The following is a 14526-nucleotide window of genomic DNA, read 5'->3' as shown; positions in this document are numbered from 1 at the left end:
GCTTCTATTCTCACCCGGAACCGCGGCACCGTGCTTTAGCCGCTTCGGTCGCGGGGAAACCTGCGGCGCGGCGATAGGGGAGACTGGAAGCTCACCAACTCTCAGGGCGGAACCACTTGATCACTCTTCAGCAGGACAATGACGGCTTTATTCGGATGGACCGGCATTTCCCGGCCTCCGCTTCCATCGCGGTCCGCTTCAGCGACGGCACCAGCGAAGTGCTCACCGGTGCCCGGCTGAATCAGGCGTACGACGACGCCGTGGCCGTTTTCCGCGCAAAGAACCACCTGGATGCCAAGGGTTTCTCCCGCGTACCGAAGAAGGTTTTCCCCGGCGCCAACAAGATCAATGTCGTTCCGGTGCAGCCCGGGATGGGCGACTAGCTCAAACTCAGGCGGAATCCGCGGTGCGGGCACCCAGGTGCCCGGCGACGAGCCTCAGCAGTTCGGGCACCACCGCGGGGGAGAAGTAGTGGCCCATTCCGGGGATCGTGGCCAGCCGTGAGCCGGGAATGGCGGCCACCGTCGCCGCGCCCCCGCTGGGATGCACAATCGGATCCCGGTCGCCGTGGATTACAAGCGTCGGAACCCGGATTCCGGCCAGGGCCCCGGTGCGGTCGGCGGAGGCATTGATAGCACCGAGCTGCCGGGCCCGGGCCGCCCCGCCGTCCGGATAGGCTCCGCGGTCCCAGGCCAGGCCGGCCAGTTCGGCTTCCGTCGCCGGATCCGCCGGGTTGGTCCGCCCGGAAAGATGACGCATCAGGGCTACCCGTGCCCGGATGAACTCCTCGCGGGTCCTCGGAGGCCGTGCCGCGAACCGGCGCTTAGTGGAGAAAGTTGCGCCACCCACGTCCCGGGCTCCGGTGGTGGAGATGATGGAGGTCAGGGTCAGGACGCGGTCCGGGTGATGGGCGGCCACGGACTGGGCGATCATGCCGCCCAGCGACATCCCCGCCACATGGGCCCGGCCCACCTGCAGGTGTTCGAGCAGCCCCGCGACGTCGTCGGCCATGTCCTCAATCCGGTAGGCGCCGGGCATCGGCCGGGCCAGCACCTGATGCAGCAGGGTGGGTGTGGGGGTGTCCATCCGGCAGGAGCGTCCGACGTCGCGGTTATCCGGCCGGATGACGCGGTAACCGGCAGCGGTCAGGCCCTGCACGAATGCGGCCGGCCACGCCTCCAGGTCCAGGCCGAGGCCGGACAAAAGGACCACCGGCTCGCCGTCGTCGGGCCCCTCGATCCGGTAACACAGCCGCAGCCCGGACCCGAGGGTGACGAACCGGTCCTCCGCCGAATTGTCGGCCCCGCCGGCGTCACCGCTGAAGTGCAGGTACTCATCCGCCAGCGCACCTTTCTGCAGGTCCCTCCGGTCGGCCAGGAAGTTCATGGTCATCAGCCAGGGAGCCTGGTCGCCCTGCCGGGGCAGGGAAGAAAGGCTGCGCTGGACGTAGCCGGCGCCAAAGTCCAGCAGCGGCCGGGTATGCATGTCCGGCGGCGCGACGGGGACGGCCGATGTGTAGCCGTGCCGGTCCATGGAGCTGAGCAGCCGCGAGAACCACTGCGTCAGCAGCCCGACCTTTAGCGTCCAGGAAGCGTTGGTGTAACCGATGGCGAACGCCATGTTGGGGATGCCGCTGAGCATCACTCCGCGGTAGGCGACGTGCTCGGCCAGGTTTACCGGCACGCCGTCGAGCTTTAATTCCATACCGCCCAGCACCTGGACGGTGAATCCGGTGGCGGTCACCACGACGTCGGCCTCCACCTCTTCACCGGAAGCCAGCCGGAGGCCGCGCTCGGTAAACCCGGTGGTCCGGCCGGTCACCACGGTTGTGTTGCCGCTGCGCAGGGCGGTGAAGAAATCGCCGTCCGGCACCGCGCACAGCCGCTGGTCCCACGGCCGGTACGGCGGGTTCAGGTGCTTATCCAGCTCAAAACCCTCCGGTACATTACGGGCCTGGATACCGCGGATGAGCTTCCGGGCCAGGTCCGGCCAGCGCTGGCAGAACACCCAGATGGCACGCTGCCGGCGGGCGCTGACCTCGGCCATGATCCGGCCGGTCCGTTCGGGCCCGACGACGCCGCGCAGCCGCCGGGCCAGCGGATCCTCCGCCGGGACGGGAAGGATATAGGTAGGCGTGCGCTGGACCATTGTCACGCGGGCGCCCAGCTCCGCCAGCGCCGGAACGAGGGTGACGGCCGTGGCTCCGCTGCCAAGCACGGCAATCCGTTTCCCTGCGACGTCCAGGTTCTCGGGCCAGTGCTGCGGATGCACCACCGGTCCGGCGAACAGTTCCCGCCCGGGCAGCTCCGGCGCGTAGCCCTCCCCGTAGCGGTAGTAGCCGGCGGCGTTGAAGATCCAGCCGGCGGTGAGATGCAGGATTTCCCCGGTTCCCACCGGTTCGGCCGGGGCAAGGTCAGGGCCGGCTTCCGGCGTCCGGGTGCGCTCGACCGTGACGGTCCAGCATGCGTCCCGGCTGGACCAGTCCGCGGAGAGCACGCGGTGGTGGTACCGGATCAGGGAATCCACGCCGTATTCTGCGGCGGTCTCCTTGAGGTAATGCAGGATGCTCGGGCCGTCGGCAATGGCTTTCTCTTCACGCCACGGGCGGAAGTCATAGCCGAAGGTGTAGAGGTCCGAGTCGGAGCGGATCCCGGGGTAGCGGAACAGGTCCCAGGTGCCGCCTGCGCGGCCGCGGGTCTCCAAGAGGGCGACGGAACGGCCCGGATGGTCCATGCGCAGGCGGCAGGCCGCGCCGATGCCGCTCAGGCCGGCGCCGATGACCAGCACGTCCAGGTGTTCCATATCGGTTTCCATGACTCCCCGCTTCCTTCGCCGGCGCGCCGCTGCGCCGGGATGTCGGTGCCGAAGCGTTCCTGCCGGATAGTCCGCTCCCGGTTAGCGCCGACCCTATCGGATTCCTCCGACGGTAGCCGATGCAGCCGGAGGCAGCCTGACCCGGCGGGACCTTTCCTCCACAACCTTCTTGCCGGCGGCACTTTCTAATGGTGTTTCGGCCGGCAGATACATCAGACCGGTCCGTGGTGCGACGGTTGGGCGCATGGACATGGAACGAGGTGGGCCGGGCGCCGGCCGCGCACGGACCCGACGGCTGCCGGAAACGCGGTCCGGCCGCAGGCTGTCGGGCACGGCGGGCGGGGACGCCGCCGTCGCTGTGCTCGTGGCCGGGGACCAGGCGCTGCAGGATGAAGTGGCCCGGGTCGCTGCAGCTGCGGGCGTGGAAATTCCCGTGGCTCCGGGTATCCCCGAGGCGATGGCGTTGGCACCGGATGTGCTGCTGTTGGGCAGCGGGCACCTCCGGTTCCTGGCCGAACAAGGAGGACCGTGGCGCGCGCTCGCCGCTGCGGGAGCCGGTTCGGCAGGAACGGGGAAACCCGAGGTCATTGTGGTCAGCCTGGCGGAGGACTCCGCCGTCTGGGACGCAGCTGCGGGAAGTTCTGCGGGCCGGGTCGCGGTTCTCCCCGCAGCAGCCGGCTGGCTCGCGGGCTTTCTGGGCAGACGGCGCAGCCTCTCCGGAGGTACGGTCCTGGGTGTCTTGGGCGGCGGCGGAGCCGGCACCTCCACCGTGGCGTGCTGGTTGAGTGCCAATGCCGCTGAGATCGGCCAATCGGTGCTGTTGCTGGAGGGGGATGCCTGGGGAGCCGGCTTGGAGTGGGCCCTGGGCGCTGCAGATCTGGAGGGAATCCGCTGGCCGGATTTGGAGGGGCTAAGCGGCAGCCTGAATCCCGTGCAGCTCGCGGCCGGTTTACCGGCGCTCGCAGGCTTTTCGCTTCTGGGCAGGGGGACGGGGATACCTCCGGCTGATGAGGCAGTTGCCACTGCAGTCGTGGATGCAGCGCGGAGCGGATATCAGCTGACCGTTGTTGATTTGGGCCGAACCGTCGGCGCAGCGTCGCTGCTGCGTTTCTGCGACCAGGTGCTGTTGGTGGTGCCGGGCCGGACCGGCGGGGTCCTGGGGGCGCAGGCGTTGCTGCGGTATCTCCGGGAGGTACCGGCCTACGTAGTGGTGCGCGGTCCGCTCGGGAACGGATTGGACGAAGTCCTGGTGGCCGAAGCCCTGGGGTTGCCGCTGGCCGGTTACCTCCCCTTCCAACGGGGAACGGGCCGGGAGTACGGCCAGGTACTGGCGGGTGCGGGGCGCCCGCGGATCAGGCGCGTGTCAAAGCGGATTCTGGCGACGGTGGTGCCCGTGCCGGTTGGAGCGGCGCCGTGAGTATGTCCGGTGCCGGAAGCGGCGGAGTGCACCGCCAACGGCTGGGTCAGCCGCTTGGCCAACCGCTTGGTCCGGATCCGCTGTTGGCACGGGTGCGGGACCGGATGCTGGCACGCTCCGAACCGGTGACCGGAGCACGGCTCGCGGCAGCGGTGCAGGCGAGCGGCCAGCTGCTGGGTTCCGAGGGGACACTGCACGCGGTGGACCGCATGCGTGCCGAGCTGCAGGGCCTGGGGCCGCTTCAGCCGCTGGCATTGCTTCCCGGCGTAAGCGACATCCTGGTGAACGGTCCGGACCGGGTCTGGGTGGATGCCGGCCGCGGCTTGGAACTGACCGCTATCCGGTTTGCCTCCGATTCGGAGGTGCAGGCCCTTGCCACGCGCCTGGTGGCGGCCGGGGGTCGGCGGCTGGACGATTCCTGTCCCTGCGTCGATGTCCAGCTGCAGGGGTACCGCGTGCATGCAGTGCTCCGCCCGGTTTCCACCGGGGCTACGCTCCTCTCGGTCCGAATTCACCGGAGCCGGTCTTTCACCCTGGCGGAACTGACACGCGGCGGAACCCTGGACCGGGAGTGTGAAGCCCTGCTCCGCGCCATTGTCCGCCGACGCTTGAACTTTCTCGTCAGCGGAGCCACCGGCACCGGGAAAACGACGCTTCTCTCCACGTTGCTTTCCATCAGTGGTCCGCAGGAACGGCTGGTGCTGGTGGAGGACGCAGCCGAACTGGAACCGGACCATCCCCACGTGGTGGGCCTGCAGAGCCGGCACGGAAACGTGGAGGGCAGCGGGGTATTGGATCAGGCCGAACTGGTGCGGCAGGCCCTGCGCATGCGGCCGGACCGCCTCGTGGTGGGCGAGTGCAGGGGAGCCGAGGTCCGGGAACTCCTGGCAGCGCTGAACACCGGCCATGACGGTGCCGGCGGAACCATTCACGCCAACTCTGCCGCGGGAGTGCCGGCCCGGTTGGTGGCATTGGGTGCACTTGCCGGTATGGCGCCGGAAGCAGTGGCACTGCAGGCGGCAGCAGCGCTGGACGTGGTGGTCCATCTGCACCGGTCGGCCGGCACCCGCACCATTGCCGAGATTGCGGTCCTGATGATCGCCGACGGAAAACTGACTGCCGTTCCGGCCCTGGTCCTCAGCGGAGGGAAATACCGGCGCGGCAGCGGGTGGTCCGAGCTCGAACAGCGGCTGGAGGTACGGGCAGCCGCTGAAAACGGTGCCGGATCCGTGCCGGCAGGCCGTTAGTGTCGGCGTGGCAGGGCTGACCGTCGCGGTACTCCTCGCCGCGGCAGCGGCCCTGACGCTCGGGGTTCCGCCGCCCCGGCCGCCGGTTGCCCGCCGCAGGTCTGCCCGCATACCGGACGGCCTTCTTCTACGACCACGACGGCGTCGCCCTCGCCGTCGCCGTCGCCCAAAACTCGACAGTGATGCCCCGGCACTGCTGGTGCGGGAACTGGCAGGGCTGCTGGCGGCGGGACGCTCGGCCCACCGGATCTGGGCGGATGCAGCCACACTGTACGAAGTCCCTGGCTCGGCGGAGACCCCCGTTCACCCCTTTTCCCCGGTGCTGAAGGCGGCCGCGGCGTCGGCAGCGCTGGGTCTTAGTCCCGTGCCGGTGCTTGCCGCCGCGGAGCGGGCAGGCAACGGGGAAACGGATCCGGCGCTGCAGCAGCTGTGGTCCGGTTTGGCTGTCTGCCTGCGCGTGTCGGAGCGGAGCGGCGCCCCGCTGGCCGCTGTGCTCAGCCGGTATGCCGGGCAGCTGGAAGCCGCCCGTGATGCCGCCTCGGACCGGGAGGCGGCAATGGCCGGCCCGCGTGCCACCATGCGGCTCCTGACCTGGCTGCCGGGCGGCGGGATACTCCTGGGCTACCTGCTGGGCGGCAACCCGCTGCAGATCCTGACAGCGACGCCGCTGGGGTGGCTTGCGGCGGCAACCGGAACCGGGTTCTGGCTGGCAGGGCGTCTATGGTCCTCACGGCTGGTGCGGAACGCCCAGGCTCCGGTGCAGGGCAATTCCGGATGACCGGCCTGCTGGTATTCGCGTTCCTTTCGACGGCTGCCCTGCTCCTGACCGGATCCGGCGGGCATCCGCGGCAGCAGCACCTCCGGCAGAGGACCGAACCCGGGTCGGAGGGCAGCACCGGCGACCCCGCCCTGATGCTGGACCTGATTGCGGCGATGTTGGAAGCGGGACAACCGCTGCCCTCGGCGTTGGCCATCCTGCGCGGCGGTGTGGACCCGGCTACGTCACGCGATCTTGAGCGGCTCCTTCGGGCGTTGGACCTCGGAATTCCCTGGGATGCCGCGTGGCAGTTGTCCGCCGTTTCCGCCCCCGCGGGAGCGCAGCCAGCGGGTGCGGAACCAGCGGACGCGGAACGGGTATCCCGGGCCAGCGGAATGCCAATCTCGGCACTCGCGGCACTCGGTCCGGCCCTGCGCTTCACGGCCGTTACGGGGGCCCCGTCAGCTGCGGTGCTTCATTCCCAGGCGGACGCCCTTCGACGGCGCCGACAGACGGAGAGCAGGCGGCGGGCAGCGGCGCTCGGGGTTCGTCTGGTGATGCCGCTGGGGCTGTGTTCGCTGCCCGCGTTTGTGGCTTTGACCGTGGTGCCGCTGCTGATGTCCCTGCTGCCGGGGTGGAATTGACCGGTTTGGGCAGGGCTGGTTTCACCTGTTTGTTCCTCCACAACCAGCCGCCGGACCGGGGTTGTCCCCATCGGTATCGGAGCTGCAACCGTCGGGTGGCGGCCGGAGGCAGGATCGAAGTTCAGACCCTTTCAGCAGGAGGAAAGACACATGCCACTCAGCACCAGATCCGTCTCCGCACCATCCCGAGACGCTGCCCCCTCCGAAATGGACGGGGGAGGACCGGGGCCAGCCTGCCCGAACCCGGAATCGGACGGCAGCCACGGGGCATACAGCCTGTCCGGGCGCACTGCCGCGGATAAACCCCGCCTGACACTGGTGAAGCCGCTGCCGGAAACGCAGGCACCGGCGGATCCGCCGTGGACCGACCGGGAGGCCGGTATGGCCACCGCCGAATATGCCATTGCCACACTGGCGGCCGTGGCTTTTGCGGGTTTGCTGGCCATCATCCTGGGCGGCGACGAGGTCCGCGGCATGCTGGTCTCGCTCATCCGGTCCGCACTGACTTTGGGGTAGGCGGAGGGAACGGAGCGCGGGAAAGTGCCAACGGGACAAACATGCCTGGACCAGCAATCACAGCGGAGTCAACGGGGATCACAGCCGGGAAACCACAGGACGTGAGGCAGAAGATGACAGCCGCCGGTTCGGCACGCGAGACTCCGAAACAGAGCGACCGGGGAGCGGTGACAGCCGAATTTGCGGTGGCGCTGCCAGCCATTGTGCTTGTCCTAGTGGGAGGCCTGACCGGTATTTCGGCAGGTATCACCCAGCTTCGGCTGGAGGAAGCAGCCCGGGCGGCGGCGCGTGAGGTCATGCGCGCAGATCAGCCCGCCGCGGCGGCTGCAGTTCAGCGGCTGGCCGGAGATTCGGCCGAGCTGATCCTTTCCGTTGAGGGGCGCTGGACCGCCGTGGAGGTCCGCAGCTCCCTGACCCTGCCCGTGCTGAGCCTGCTCCCGCTGGAACTCTCCGCGGACGCCGTCGCTTTCCCGGGGGACGGAGGCCTGCCGCATGGCATTCCGTCCACCGGATAAACCCCAATCCGACGTTGTGGCCGGAGCCCAAGGGGAAGCCGAAGCCAGCCGTCCGGGCAGGACGCAAGGCAGAACGGCAGCCAGAACGGCAGCCAGGACGGAAGCCAGGATGGCAGCCAGGACGCTAGGCAGAACGGAACCGGCCAACTCCGGACCTGCTAACACCGAGCCGAATGACCGGGGTGCCGGAACGGTTGCCACGCTGGCGATCTGCATGGTGTTGCTGGGGTTCTCCGCGGCCGCGCTGGTGATGGTGCAGGCATCGGTGGCTGCGGTAAGGGCCGCCGCTGCCGCGGATCTCGCCGCGCTCGCCGGTGCGGATGCCCTACGCGGGCTGGGGCCGTCCGGAGCAGCTCCTATCGCGGACTACGATGCCGGCAACCAGGGTTCCAGTCGCCTCGATGCCGGGGCAGGCACAGCTGCCGGCACCGGGAACGCCTGCGGCGTGGCCGGAGAAGTAGCCGCGCGCAACAACGCTGCACTGCGCGACTGCACCGCGGATCCACGTTCCGGCACCGTCACCGTGGCAACGGAAGTGCAGGTCCCTGCACTTCCGGTGCCAGCCGTGGCCCGGGCACGTGCCGGACCTCCGGGCTAGGACGTGAGGGCCAGGGCCTCCGGGGCGTGGTCCAGCAGCACATTCAGGAGCGTGACGGCGCCTTTCTTATCCAGCGGATTGTTCTTGTTGCCGCACTTGGGGGACTGCACGCAGGAGGGACAGCCGCCGTCGCACTCGCAGGCACGGATGGCATCACGGGTGGCGGCGAGCCAGATCCGTGCCGCCTCGTAGCCGCGCTCGGCAAAGCCGGCACCGCCGGGATGCCCGTCGTACACGAAGATGGTCGGCTTCTCGGTGTCTGCATGCAGGGCAGTGGAGACACCGCCGATGTCCCAGCGGTCACTGGTGGCCACGAGCGGCAGCATGCCGATGGACGCATGTTCGGCGGCATGCAGGGAACCGGGGAAATCGGCAGGGGCAAGCCCCGCCGAGACAAGGAACTTCTCGTCGATGACAAACCACACGGCCTTGGTGAACAGTTCCTTGGCCTCCAGCTCCAACGGCTCCTCGCCGAGGATCTCGTTCGAGATCAGGGCCTTGCGCTGGTAGGAGACCACCTGCGTGGTGACCTTCACCGTGCCGAAGCAGACCTGGATGCCGTTCCACTCGGAGGTGCGGTCCGTTTCCAGCACCTCTACCTGCGTGATGTCACGCGCCTGGGTGTAGAACTCCGGATTGGTGCGGGTGACCATGGCGCAGTGGTCGGCCTCGTTGAGTTCATCCACCAGGAACGTCTGCCCCTGATGGACGTAGATCGCCCCGGTATGCGCCTGGTACTGCGCCTGCGGGGAGTCCATGGTGCCCAGCAGCGTGCCGGTTTCGGTCTCGACAATGTTGATCGGCCCCCCGCCTGCCGCCCGCAGGTTGACCATGGACGCGGCGCTTTCCGGATGCGTCCAGAACCAGCCGGAGGGCCGGCGCCGCAGATAGCCCTGGTCCACCAGCTGCTCCAGCAGCCCTCCCGCAGTGGGACCGAACAGCTCCCGCTCGTCCGGTGTCACCGGCAGCTCGGCCGCGGCAGCGCACAGATGCGGTCCCAGCACGTACGGGTTGGACGGGTCGAAGACCGTCGCCTCCACCGAAATATCGAAAATGGCTTCGGGATGATGCACCAGATAGGTGTCCAGCGGATCGTCGCTGGCGACAAAAGCGGCCAGCGCATCCTGCCCGGACCGCCCGGCCCGGCCGATCTGCTGGAACAGGGACGCGCGGGTGCCCGGCCAGCCGGCCACCAGCACCGCGTCCAGCCCGGAAATGTCGATGCCCAGTTCCAGCGCCGAGGTGCTGGCGATGCCCAGCAGTTCACCGCTGCGCAGCCGCCGTTCCAGCTCCCGCCGTTCCTCCGGCAGATATCCGGAACGGTAGGCCGCCACCCGGTCCGGCAGGGAAGGATGTACCTCGTCCAGCAGCCGCCGGGTGATGGTGGCAATGGTTTCGGCCCCGCGGCGGGATTTGATGAAAGCGATGGTGCGGACCTGCGCTGCGACCAGATTGGCCAGCAGGTCGGCAGTCTCCGCGACCACCGTGCGCCGCGACCGCGCTCCGTTCTCGCCCTTCAGCTCGGTCAGCTGCGGCTCCCACAGGGCCACCGTGGTGGACCCGTGCGGCGAATGGTCCTGCGTCACGGCGGTGACCGGTGCGCCGATCAGGCGGCTGAAGGAATCCGACGGTTCGGCGGACGTGGCCGAGGCGCCGATGAACACGGGATCGGCACCGTAGTACCGGCAGATCCGCCGGAGCCGGCGCATCAGGTTGGCGACATTCGAACCGAAGACCCCGCGGTAGCTGTGGGCCTCGTCGATGATGACGTATTTCAGGCGGCGGAAGAACCGCGCCCACCAGGCGTGGTTCGGCAGGACGCCAAAGTGCAGCATGTCCGGGTTGGCGAGCACGAGGTTGGCATGGTCACGGATCCAGCGCCGGGCACCCGTGTCCGTGTCGCCGTCGTACGTCTCGGCCCGGACCGTGGGAAGCTGCAGCGACTTGACGGCGGCAAGCTGATCGGCGGCCAGCGCCTTGGTGGGGGCCAGATACAGCGCGACGGCGCCGGACGGCTCCAGCGTGGCACGGTCATCGAGGGAAGTGCGGTGGATCGCGTCGAGGACGGGCAGCTGGTAGGCCAGCGACTTTCCCGAAGCCGTGCCGGTGGCAATGATCGTGTGCTGCCCGCTGTGTGCTGCTTCGGCGGCTTCCATCTGGTGCGCCCACGGCTCGTGGATGCCGCGGCGCTGGTAGGCGGAAACGACGTCGGGGTGCGCCCATTCGGGCCACGGCGCGGGAACGGCACGGCGCGCAGGAATGTGGTGCACGTGCATCAGCTGCTCGGGCTCGGCGCCGCCGCCCAGCAGCGGAATCAGGGAATCATGAAGAGCCACGTGCTCATTGTCCCACCCGGAAATCGGCGGGCACGCATGTTCACTGCCGGGGGAAAATGGGGTCGAAGATCAGAGCCGCGGCTCGAACATTACGACGGCGGCGAGGGACTCCCAGCCCAGGTACCGGTAGAGCTCCTGCCCGTCCAAGGAGGCGATAAGCAGCCCGGAATCGGCGTCGTCCTCCAAGGCCAGCGCGGTTAATGCCCGCATTACGTAGCTTCCCAAACCCCGGCGCCGGTATGCAGGCTCGGTGATGATCCGGTCAAACACGGCGTAACCGTCGATTACGGCGACCCGTCCCTGCGCTATCGGCTGCCCCGCATCGAACACCGTCACGGCACCCACCTGGTTCTCGTGGGTGCTTTCGGTTTCATAGTTATCCCACGGCAGCACGGGGTATTCGATGTCCTGGCCCTCCATATCGGCGGCCATCAGGACCTCGTCGCTTGAACGGATCTGCAGCCCGTACACCGAGGCCGCGCCGTGGATTTCATGAACCCGCGTAGTCACGATGGTGAACAGCCGGGTAGGGCTGTGCCGGGCGGAGGAAGCCAGGGCGGCGAACTCGTCGTGGGAAGGCTCGAGCGCGAAATACTCCCAGTCATTGGTCCGGTCATGCAGGAGTGCTGCCGGAAAGCGGCCCTCATGGCGTGTCCGGTACCCCCTGGCCTGGGCCCACCCGGAGACCCAGGTCTCAAGCAAATCGTCATCCAGCGCTCTCATAGATGCACACTAGCGGCCACCCGGTGTGAACGGTATGCATCCGAGATGAAATGCGGATGCCTGCCTCGGTCTACCCTTGTCTTGTGGCACTGAACCGAATCGCACTGTATTACGCTTTCACTCCTCTTCCCGACCCGGATGCAATCCGCCTCTGGCAACGCGCGCTCTGCGAAAAACTGGGCCTGCGCGGGCGCATCCTGATCTCGCAGGACGGCATCAACGGCACCGTCGGGGGAGAGCTGGACGCCGTCAAGGCCTACGTCAAGGCCACCCGGGAATACCCCGCCTTCAAGAAGATGGACATCAAGTACTCCGAGGGTTCGGCAGAGGATTTCCCGCGCCTGAGCGTGAAGGTGCGCAACGAGATAGTGAGTTTCGGCGCACCGGGCGAATTGAAGGTGGACGAGAACGGCGTGGTCGGCGGTGGAACGCACCTGCGCCCGGAAGAACTCCACCAGCTGGTGGAAGAGAAGGAAAAGGCCGGCGAGGAAGTGGTCTTTTTCGATGGGCGCAACGCGTTCGAAGCGCAGATCGGCAAGTTCAAGGGCGCCGTGGTGCCCGACGTGTCCACCACCCACGACTTCATCGCCGAACTGGAATCGGGCAAGTACGACGACCTCAAGGACAAGCCGGTGGTCACCTACTGCACCGGAGGCATCCGCTGCGAGGTGCTCTCCAGCCTGATGGTGAACCGCGGGTTCTCCGAGGTTTACCAGATGAAGGGCGGCATCGTCCGGTACGGGGAAACCTACGGCGACAAGGGCCTCTGGGAAGGTTCGCTCTACGTCTTTGACAAGCGGATGCACACCGAATTCACGGACGACGCCGTGACCATCGGCCAGTGCGTGCGTTGCCAGGCCCCCACGAGCAAGTTCGAGAACTGCTCCAACCCGTCCTGCCGCAAGCTGACCCTGTACTGCGCGGACTGCGCCTCGGACCCCGCCACGCTCCGCTGCCCTGACGGCTGCGACGGGTGACGCCCGAAAATTACTTAGGTTGCGGCTAACTGCCTATGTACTTCCCCACCCTCCGTTGTTAGCATCGCGGCACGGGCGCTGACGCCCGGAAAAGGCCTGAGCGGAACCGGCGTCTGCCGGGCACCCCGGATTCGGGCGCAGCCCAAAAGGCGGGGGAGTATGGAAACGGTTGACACGGCGGACGCCGCAAAGACGACAAATGACTGGGACCGGATAGTCGATGTCCTGGTGGTGGGATCGGGAGCAGCCGCGCTGACAGCGGCCATCACGGCAGCTGACGAGGGACTGGATGTCCTGGTTGTGGAAAGCACCAAGCTTTGGGGCGGCACCACCTCCATTTCCGGCGGCGGCCTCTGGATGCCCAACAACCCCCTGATGAAAGAGGCAGGGGTGCAGGACAGCCAGGAGAACGCGCTCACCTACATGGAAGAGGTGATTGCCGACGTCGGCCCCGTCTCCTCCCGCGAACGCAAGCTCGCGTTCCTGCGCACCGTGCCCGAGGTCGTGACGTTCCTGGGCGGTCTCGGGGTGCAGTGGATGCGCTCCAAGGACTACCCGGACTACTACCCGGACCGGCCCGGCGGCATGGTCGGACGTTCCCTCGAAGTGAAGGCCTTCGACACGAAACTGCTGGGGCCGTGGTTCAAGCAGTCCCGTCCGGCGGCGTCGGGCATTCCCGCACCGCTGGCCACCGACGATGTCTGGGAGCTCTCCAGGGCCTGGTCTACGCCGAGCGGGTTCATCCGCGGCGCACGCTTCGTTTTCCGCACCCTCGGGGGCCTGGTCCGCGGCAAACGGCTGTACGGTCTGGGCGGAGCCCTGTCCTCGTCGCTGATGTACATCGTGCGTAACCAGCAGACGCCGGTCTGGCTCTCGGCACCGCTGACGGATCTGGTCCAGGACGACGACGGCGCGGTGCTGGGCGCCGTCGTCCGCCGTCAGGGGCGGGACGTCCGGATTCGGGCCAGGCACGGCGTGGTGCTGGGCGCCGGCGGCTTTGCACGAAACGCCGAATGGCGGGAAAAATACCAGGGCCTCGAGAAGGAATACTCCTCGGCGCCGGAAGGCGACCTCGGACAGGCCATCGACATTGTGGCCTCCCGGGGCGGCGCGCTGGCGCTCATGGACGATGCCTGGTGGGGGCCGACCGCCGTCGGGCCCAAGGGGAAGGTCACCTTCACCCTTGCGGAGCGGTCCATGCCGTTCTCCCTGGTGGTGGACGCTACGGGCAAGCGGTTCCTGAACGAGTCCGAATCCTACGTGGATTTCGGTCACCACATGCTCGAGAACAACAGAAAAGTACCGGGCGATCCCGCCTGGCTGGTGTTCGAAGCCAGGCACGCCCGCCGCTACCTGTTCAACGCCCTGCTGATCGGGCGCAAGGACTGGACGCGGCAGGGACTGCTGCTTCGGGACGACACGGTGGCGGGCCTGGCGGAGAAGATGGGTGTCCCGCCGGCCGCCCTGCAGGCCACTGTGGAACGGTTCAACGGCTTCGCGCAGACCGGAGTCGACGAAGATTTCCATCGCGGCGACACCGTCTATGACAACTACTACAGCGATCCGCGGGTGAAGCCGAACCCGAACCTGGGTCCGCTGGAAAAGGGGCCGTTTTCCGCCGTGCGCCTGTACCCCGGGGACCTGGGCACCAAGGGCGGTCTGGTGACGGACGCCGATGCGCGTGTGCTCCGCGAGGACGGCAGTGTCATTCCCGGCCTGTATGCCGCTGGAAATACGACTGCGTCGGTCATGGGCCGCACCTATCCAGGGGCCGGGGCAACCATCGCACCGGCCGTGGTCTTCGGTTACCGCGCTGCCCGGCACGCGGCTGCGCACGGGCTCTCCGCTGTGGGCCCTGCGGCGGCAGCACCGGCGGCATTTATGTCGGCACCGGCAGCAGAACCGGCGGTACCGGCAGCAGCACCGGCAGAAGCACCGGCGTCGGTGGCCGGAGTGCAGGGCACAGCCGGGTAGCGGGCTCT

At 68.0% G+C, this 14526-nt stretch carries 13 protein-coding genes; 10 read left to right on the top strand and 3 right to left on the bottom strand.

Annotated elements, in window-relative coordinates:
• Positions 1-116 precede the first annotated feature (116 nt).
• Positions 117-383 carry a hypothetical protein gene (locus LJ760_RS03015; RefSeq protein WP_227919136.1) on the top strand — a complete coding sequence of 89 codons (267 nt, stop codon included), beginning with the start codon at positions 117-119 and terminating at the stop codon, positions 381-383.
• A gap of 7 nt (positions 384-390) precedes the next feature.
• Here the strand turns inward: LJ760_RS03015 and LJ760_RS03010 are convergent, their stop codons facing one another.
• The gene (locus LJ760_RS03010) at positions 391-2814 is read right to left on the bottom strand and encodes an alpha/beta fold hydrolase (RefSeq protein ID WP_227919133.1); all 2424 of its coding nucleotides are present in this window, start codon (positions 2812-2814) and stop codon (positions 391-393) included.
• A 244-nt stretch (positions 2815-3058) separates the two neighbouring features.
• Between LJ760_RS03010 and ssd the strand changes: the two genes are divergently transcribed.
• From ssd to LJ760_RS02975, 7 genes are all read left to right on the top strand, one after another.
• Positions 3059-4231 (top strand): septum site-determining protein Ssd, encoded by a 1173-nt coding sequence (gene ssd, locus LJ760_RS03005; protein ID WP_227919118.1) that lies wholly within the window; start codon positions 3059-3061, stop codon positions 4229-4231.
• 2 nt (positions 4232-4233) lie between these two features.
• Positions 4234-5478 (top strand): TadA family conjugal transfer-associated ATPase, encoded by a 1245-nt coding sequence (locus LJ760_RS03000; protein ID WP_257793639.1) that lies wholly within the window; start codon positions 4234-4236, stop codon positions 5476-5478.
• Positions 5479-5485: 7 nt separating this feature from the next.
• Positions 5486-6256, top strand: a complete 771-nt coding sequence (locus LJ760_RS02995) for a type II secretion system F family protein (protein ID WP_227919113.1) — start codon at positions 5486-5488, stop codon at positions 6254-6256.
• Positions 6253-6879 (top strand): type II secretion system F family protein, encoded by a 627-nt coding sequence (locus tag LJ760_RS02990; RefSeq protein ID WP_227919111.1) that lies wholly within the window; start codon positions 6253-6255, stop codon positions 6877-6879. Before LJ760_RS02995 ends, LJ760_RS02990 begins: the two co-directional genes overlap by 4 nt.
• 150 nt (positions 6880-7029) lie before the next feature.
• Entirely contained in the window at positions 7030-7395 is a 366-nt protein-coding gene (locus LJ760_RS02985) for a DUF4244 domain-containing protein (protein WP_227919108.1), read from the top strand.
• A 101-nt stretch (positions 7396-7496) separates the two neighbouring features.
• A complete protein-coding gene (locus LJ760_RS02980; protein ID WP_227919106.1) occupies positions 7497-7910 on the top strand; it encodes a TadE family type IV pilus minor pilin in 414 nt (137 codons plus the stop codon).
• Positions 7911-8019: 109 nt separating this feature from the next.
• Positions 8020-8508 carry a hypothetical protein gene (locus tag LJ760_RS02975; RefSeq protein WP_227919104.1) on the top strand — a complete coding sequence of 163 codons (489 nt, stop codon included), beginning with the start codon at positions 8020-8022 and terminating at the stop codon, positions 8506-8508.
• Here LJ760_RS02975 and LJ760_RS02970 read toward each other — a convergent pair.
• Both LJ760_RS02970 and LJ760_RS02965 read right to left on the bottom strand, forming a co-directional pair.
• Positions 8505-10844, bottom strand: a complete 2340-nt coding sequence (locus LJ760_RS02970; protein ID WP_227919101.1) for a DEAD/DEAH box helicase — start codon at positions 10842-10844, stop codon at positions 8505-8507. The two genes, LJ760_RS02975 and LJ760_RS02970, sit on opposite strands and share 4 nt — an antisense overlap.
• 69 nt (positions 10845-10913) lie before the next feature.
• On the bottom strand, positions 10914-11567 hold the full coding sequence (locus tag LJ760_RS02965; RefSeq protein ID WP_227919100.1) for a GNAT family N-acetyltransferase: 654 nt from the start codon (positions 11565-11567) through the stop codon (positions 10914-10916).
• An 83-nt stretch (positions 11568-11650) separates the two neighbouring features.
• Between LJ760_RS02965 and trhO the strand changes: the two genes are divergently transcribed.
• Both trhO and LJ760_RS02955 read left to right on the top strand, forming a co-directional pair.
• Entirely contained in the window at positions 11651-12544 is an 894-nt protein-coding gene (gene trhO / locus LJ760_RS02960; RefSeq protein ID WP_227919098.1) for an oxygen-dependent tRNA uridine(34) hydroxylase TrhO, read from the top strand.
• Positions 12545-12703: 159 nt separating this feature from the next.
• Positions 12704-14518 (top strand): FAD-dependent oxidoreductase, encoded by a 1815-nt coding sequence (locus LJ760_RS02955; RefSeq protein ID WP_227919096.1) that lies wholly within the window; start codon positions 12704-12706, stop codon positions 14516-14518.
• Positions 14519-14526 lie beyond the last annotated feature (8 nt).

Source organism: Arthrobacter sp. zg-Y895, from assembly GCF_020731025.1.
GTDB lineage: Bacteria > Actinomycetota > Actinomycetes > Actinomycetales > Micrococcaceae > Arthrobacter_B.
The sequence above is the reverse complement of the archived record's forward strand: the minus strand, read 5'-3'. Positions and strand labels throughout refer to the sequence as shown.

Excerpts from the sequence above, each read along its gene's own strand:
- LJ760_RS03010 (WP_227919133.1), bottom strand. The coding sequence starts at position 2,814 with ATGGAAACCGATATGGAACACCTGGACGTGCTGGTCATCGGCGCCGGC.
- ssd (WP_227919118.1), top strand. The coding sequence starts at position 3,059 with ATGGACATGGAACGAGGTGGGCCGGGCGCCGGCCGCGCACGGACCCGA.
- LJ760_RS03000 (WP_257793639.1), top strand. The coding sequence starts at position 4,234 with ATGTCCGGTGCCGGAAGCGGCGGAGTGCACCGCCAACGGCTGGGTCAG.
- LJ760_RS02990 (WP_227919111.1), top strand. The coding sequence starts at position 6,253 with ATGACCGGCCTGCTGGTATTCGCGTTCCTTTCGACGGCTGCCCTGCTC.
- LJ760_RS02985 (WP_227919108.1), top strand. The coding sequence starts at position 7,030 with ATGCCACTCAGCACCAGATCCGTCTCCGCACCATCCCGAGACGCTGCC.
- LJ760_RS02975 (WP_227919104.1), top strand. The coding sequence starts at position 8,020 with ATGGCAGCCAGGACGCTAGGCAGAACGGAACCGGCCAACTCCGGACCT.
- LJ760_RS02965 (WP_227919100.1), bottom strand. The coding sequence starts at position 11,567 with ATGAGAGCGCTGGATGACGATTTGCTTGAGACCTGGGTCTCCGGGTGG.
- LJ760_RS02955 (WP_227919096.1), top strand. The coding sequence starts at position 12,704 with ATGGAAACGGTTGACACGGCGGACGCCGCAAAGACGACAAATGACTGG.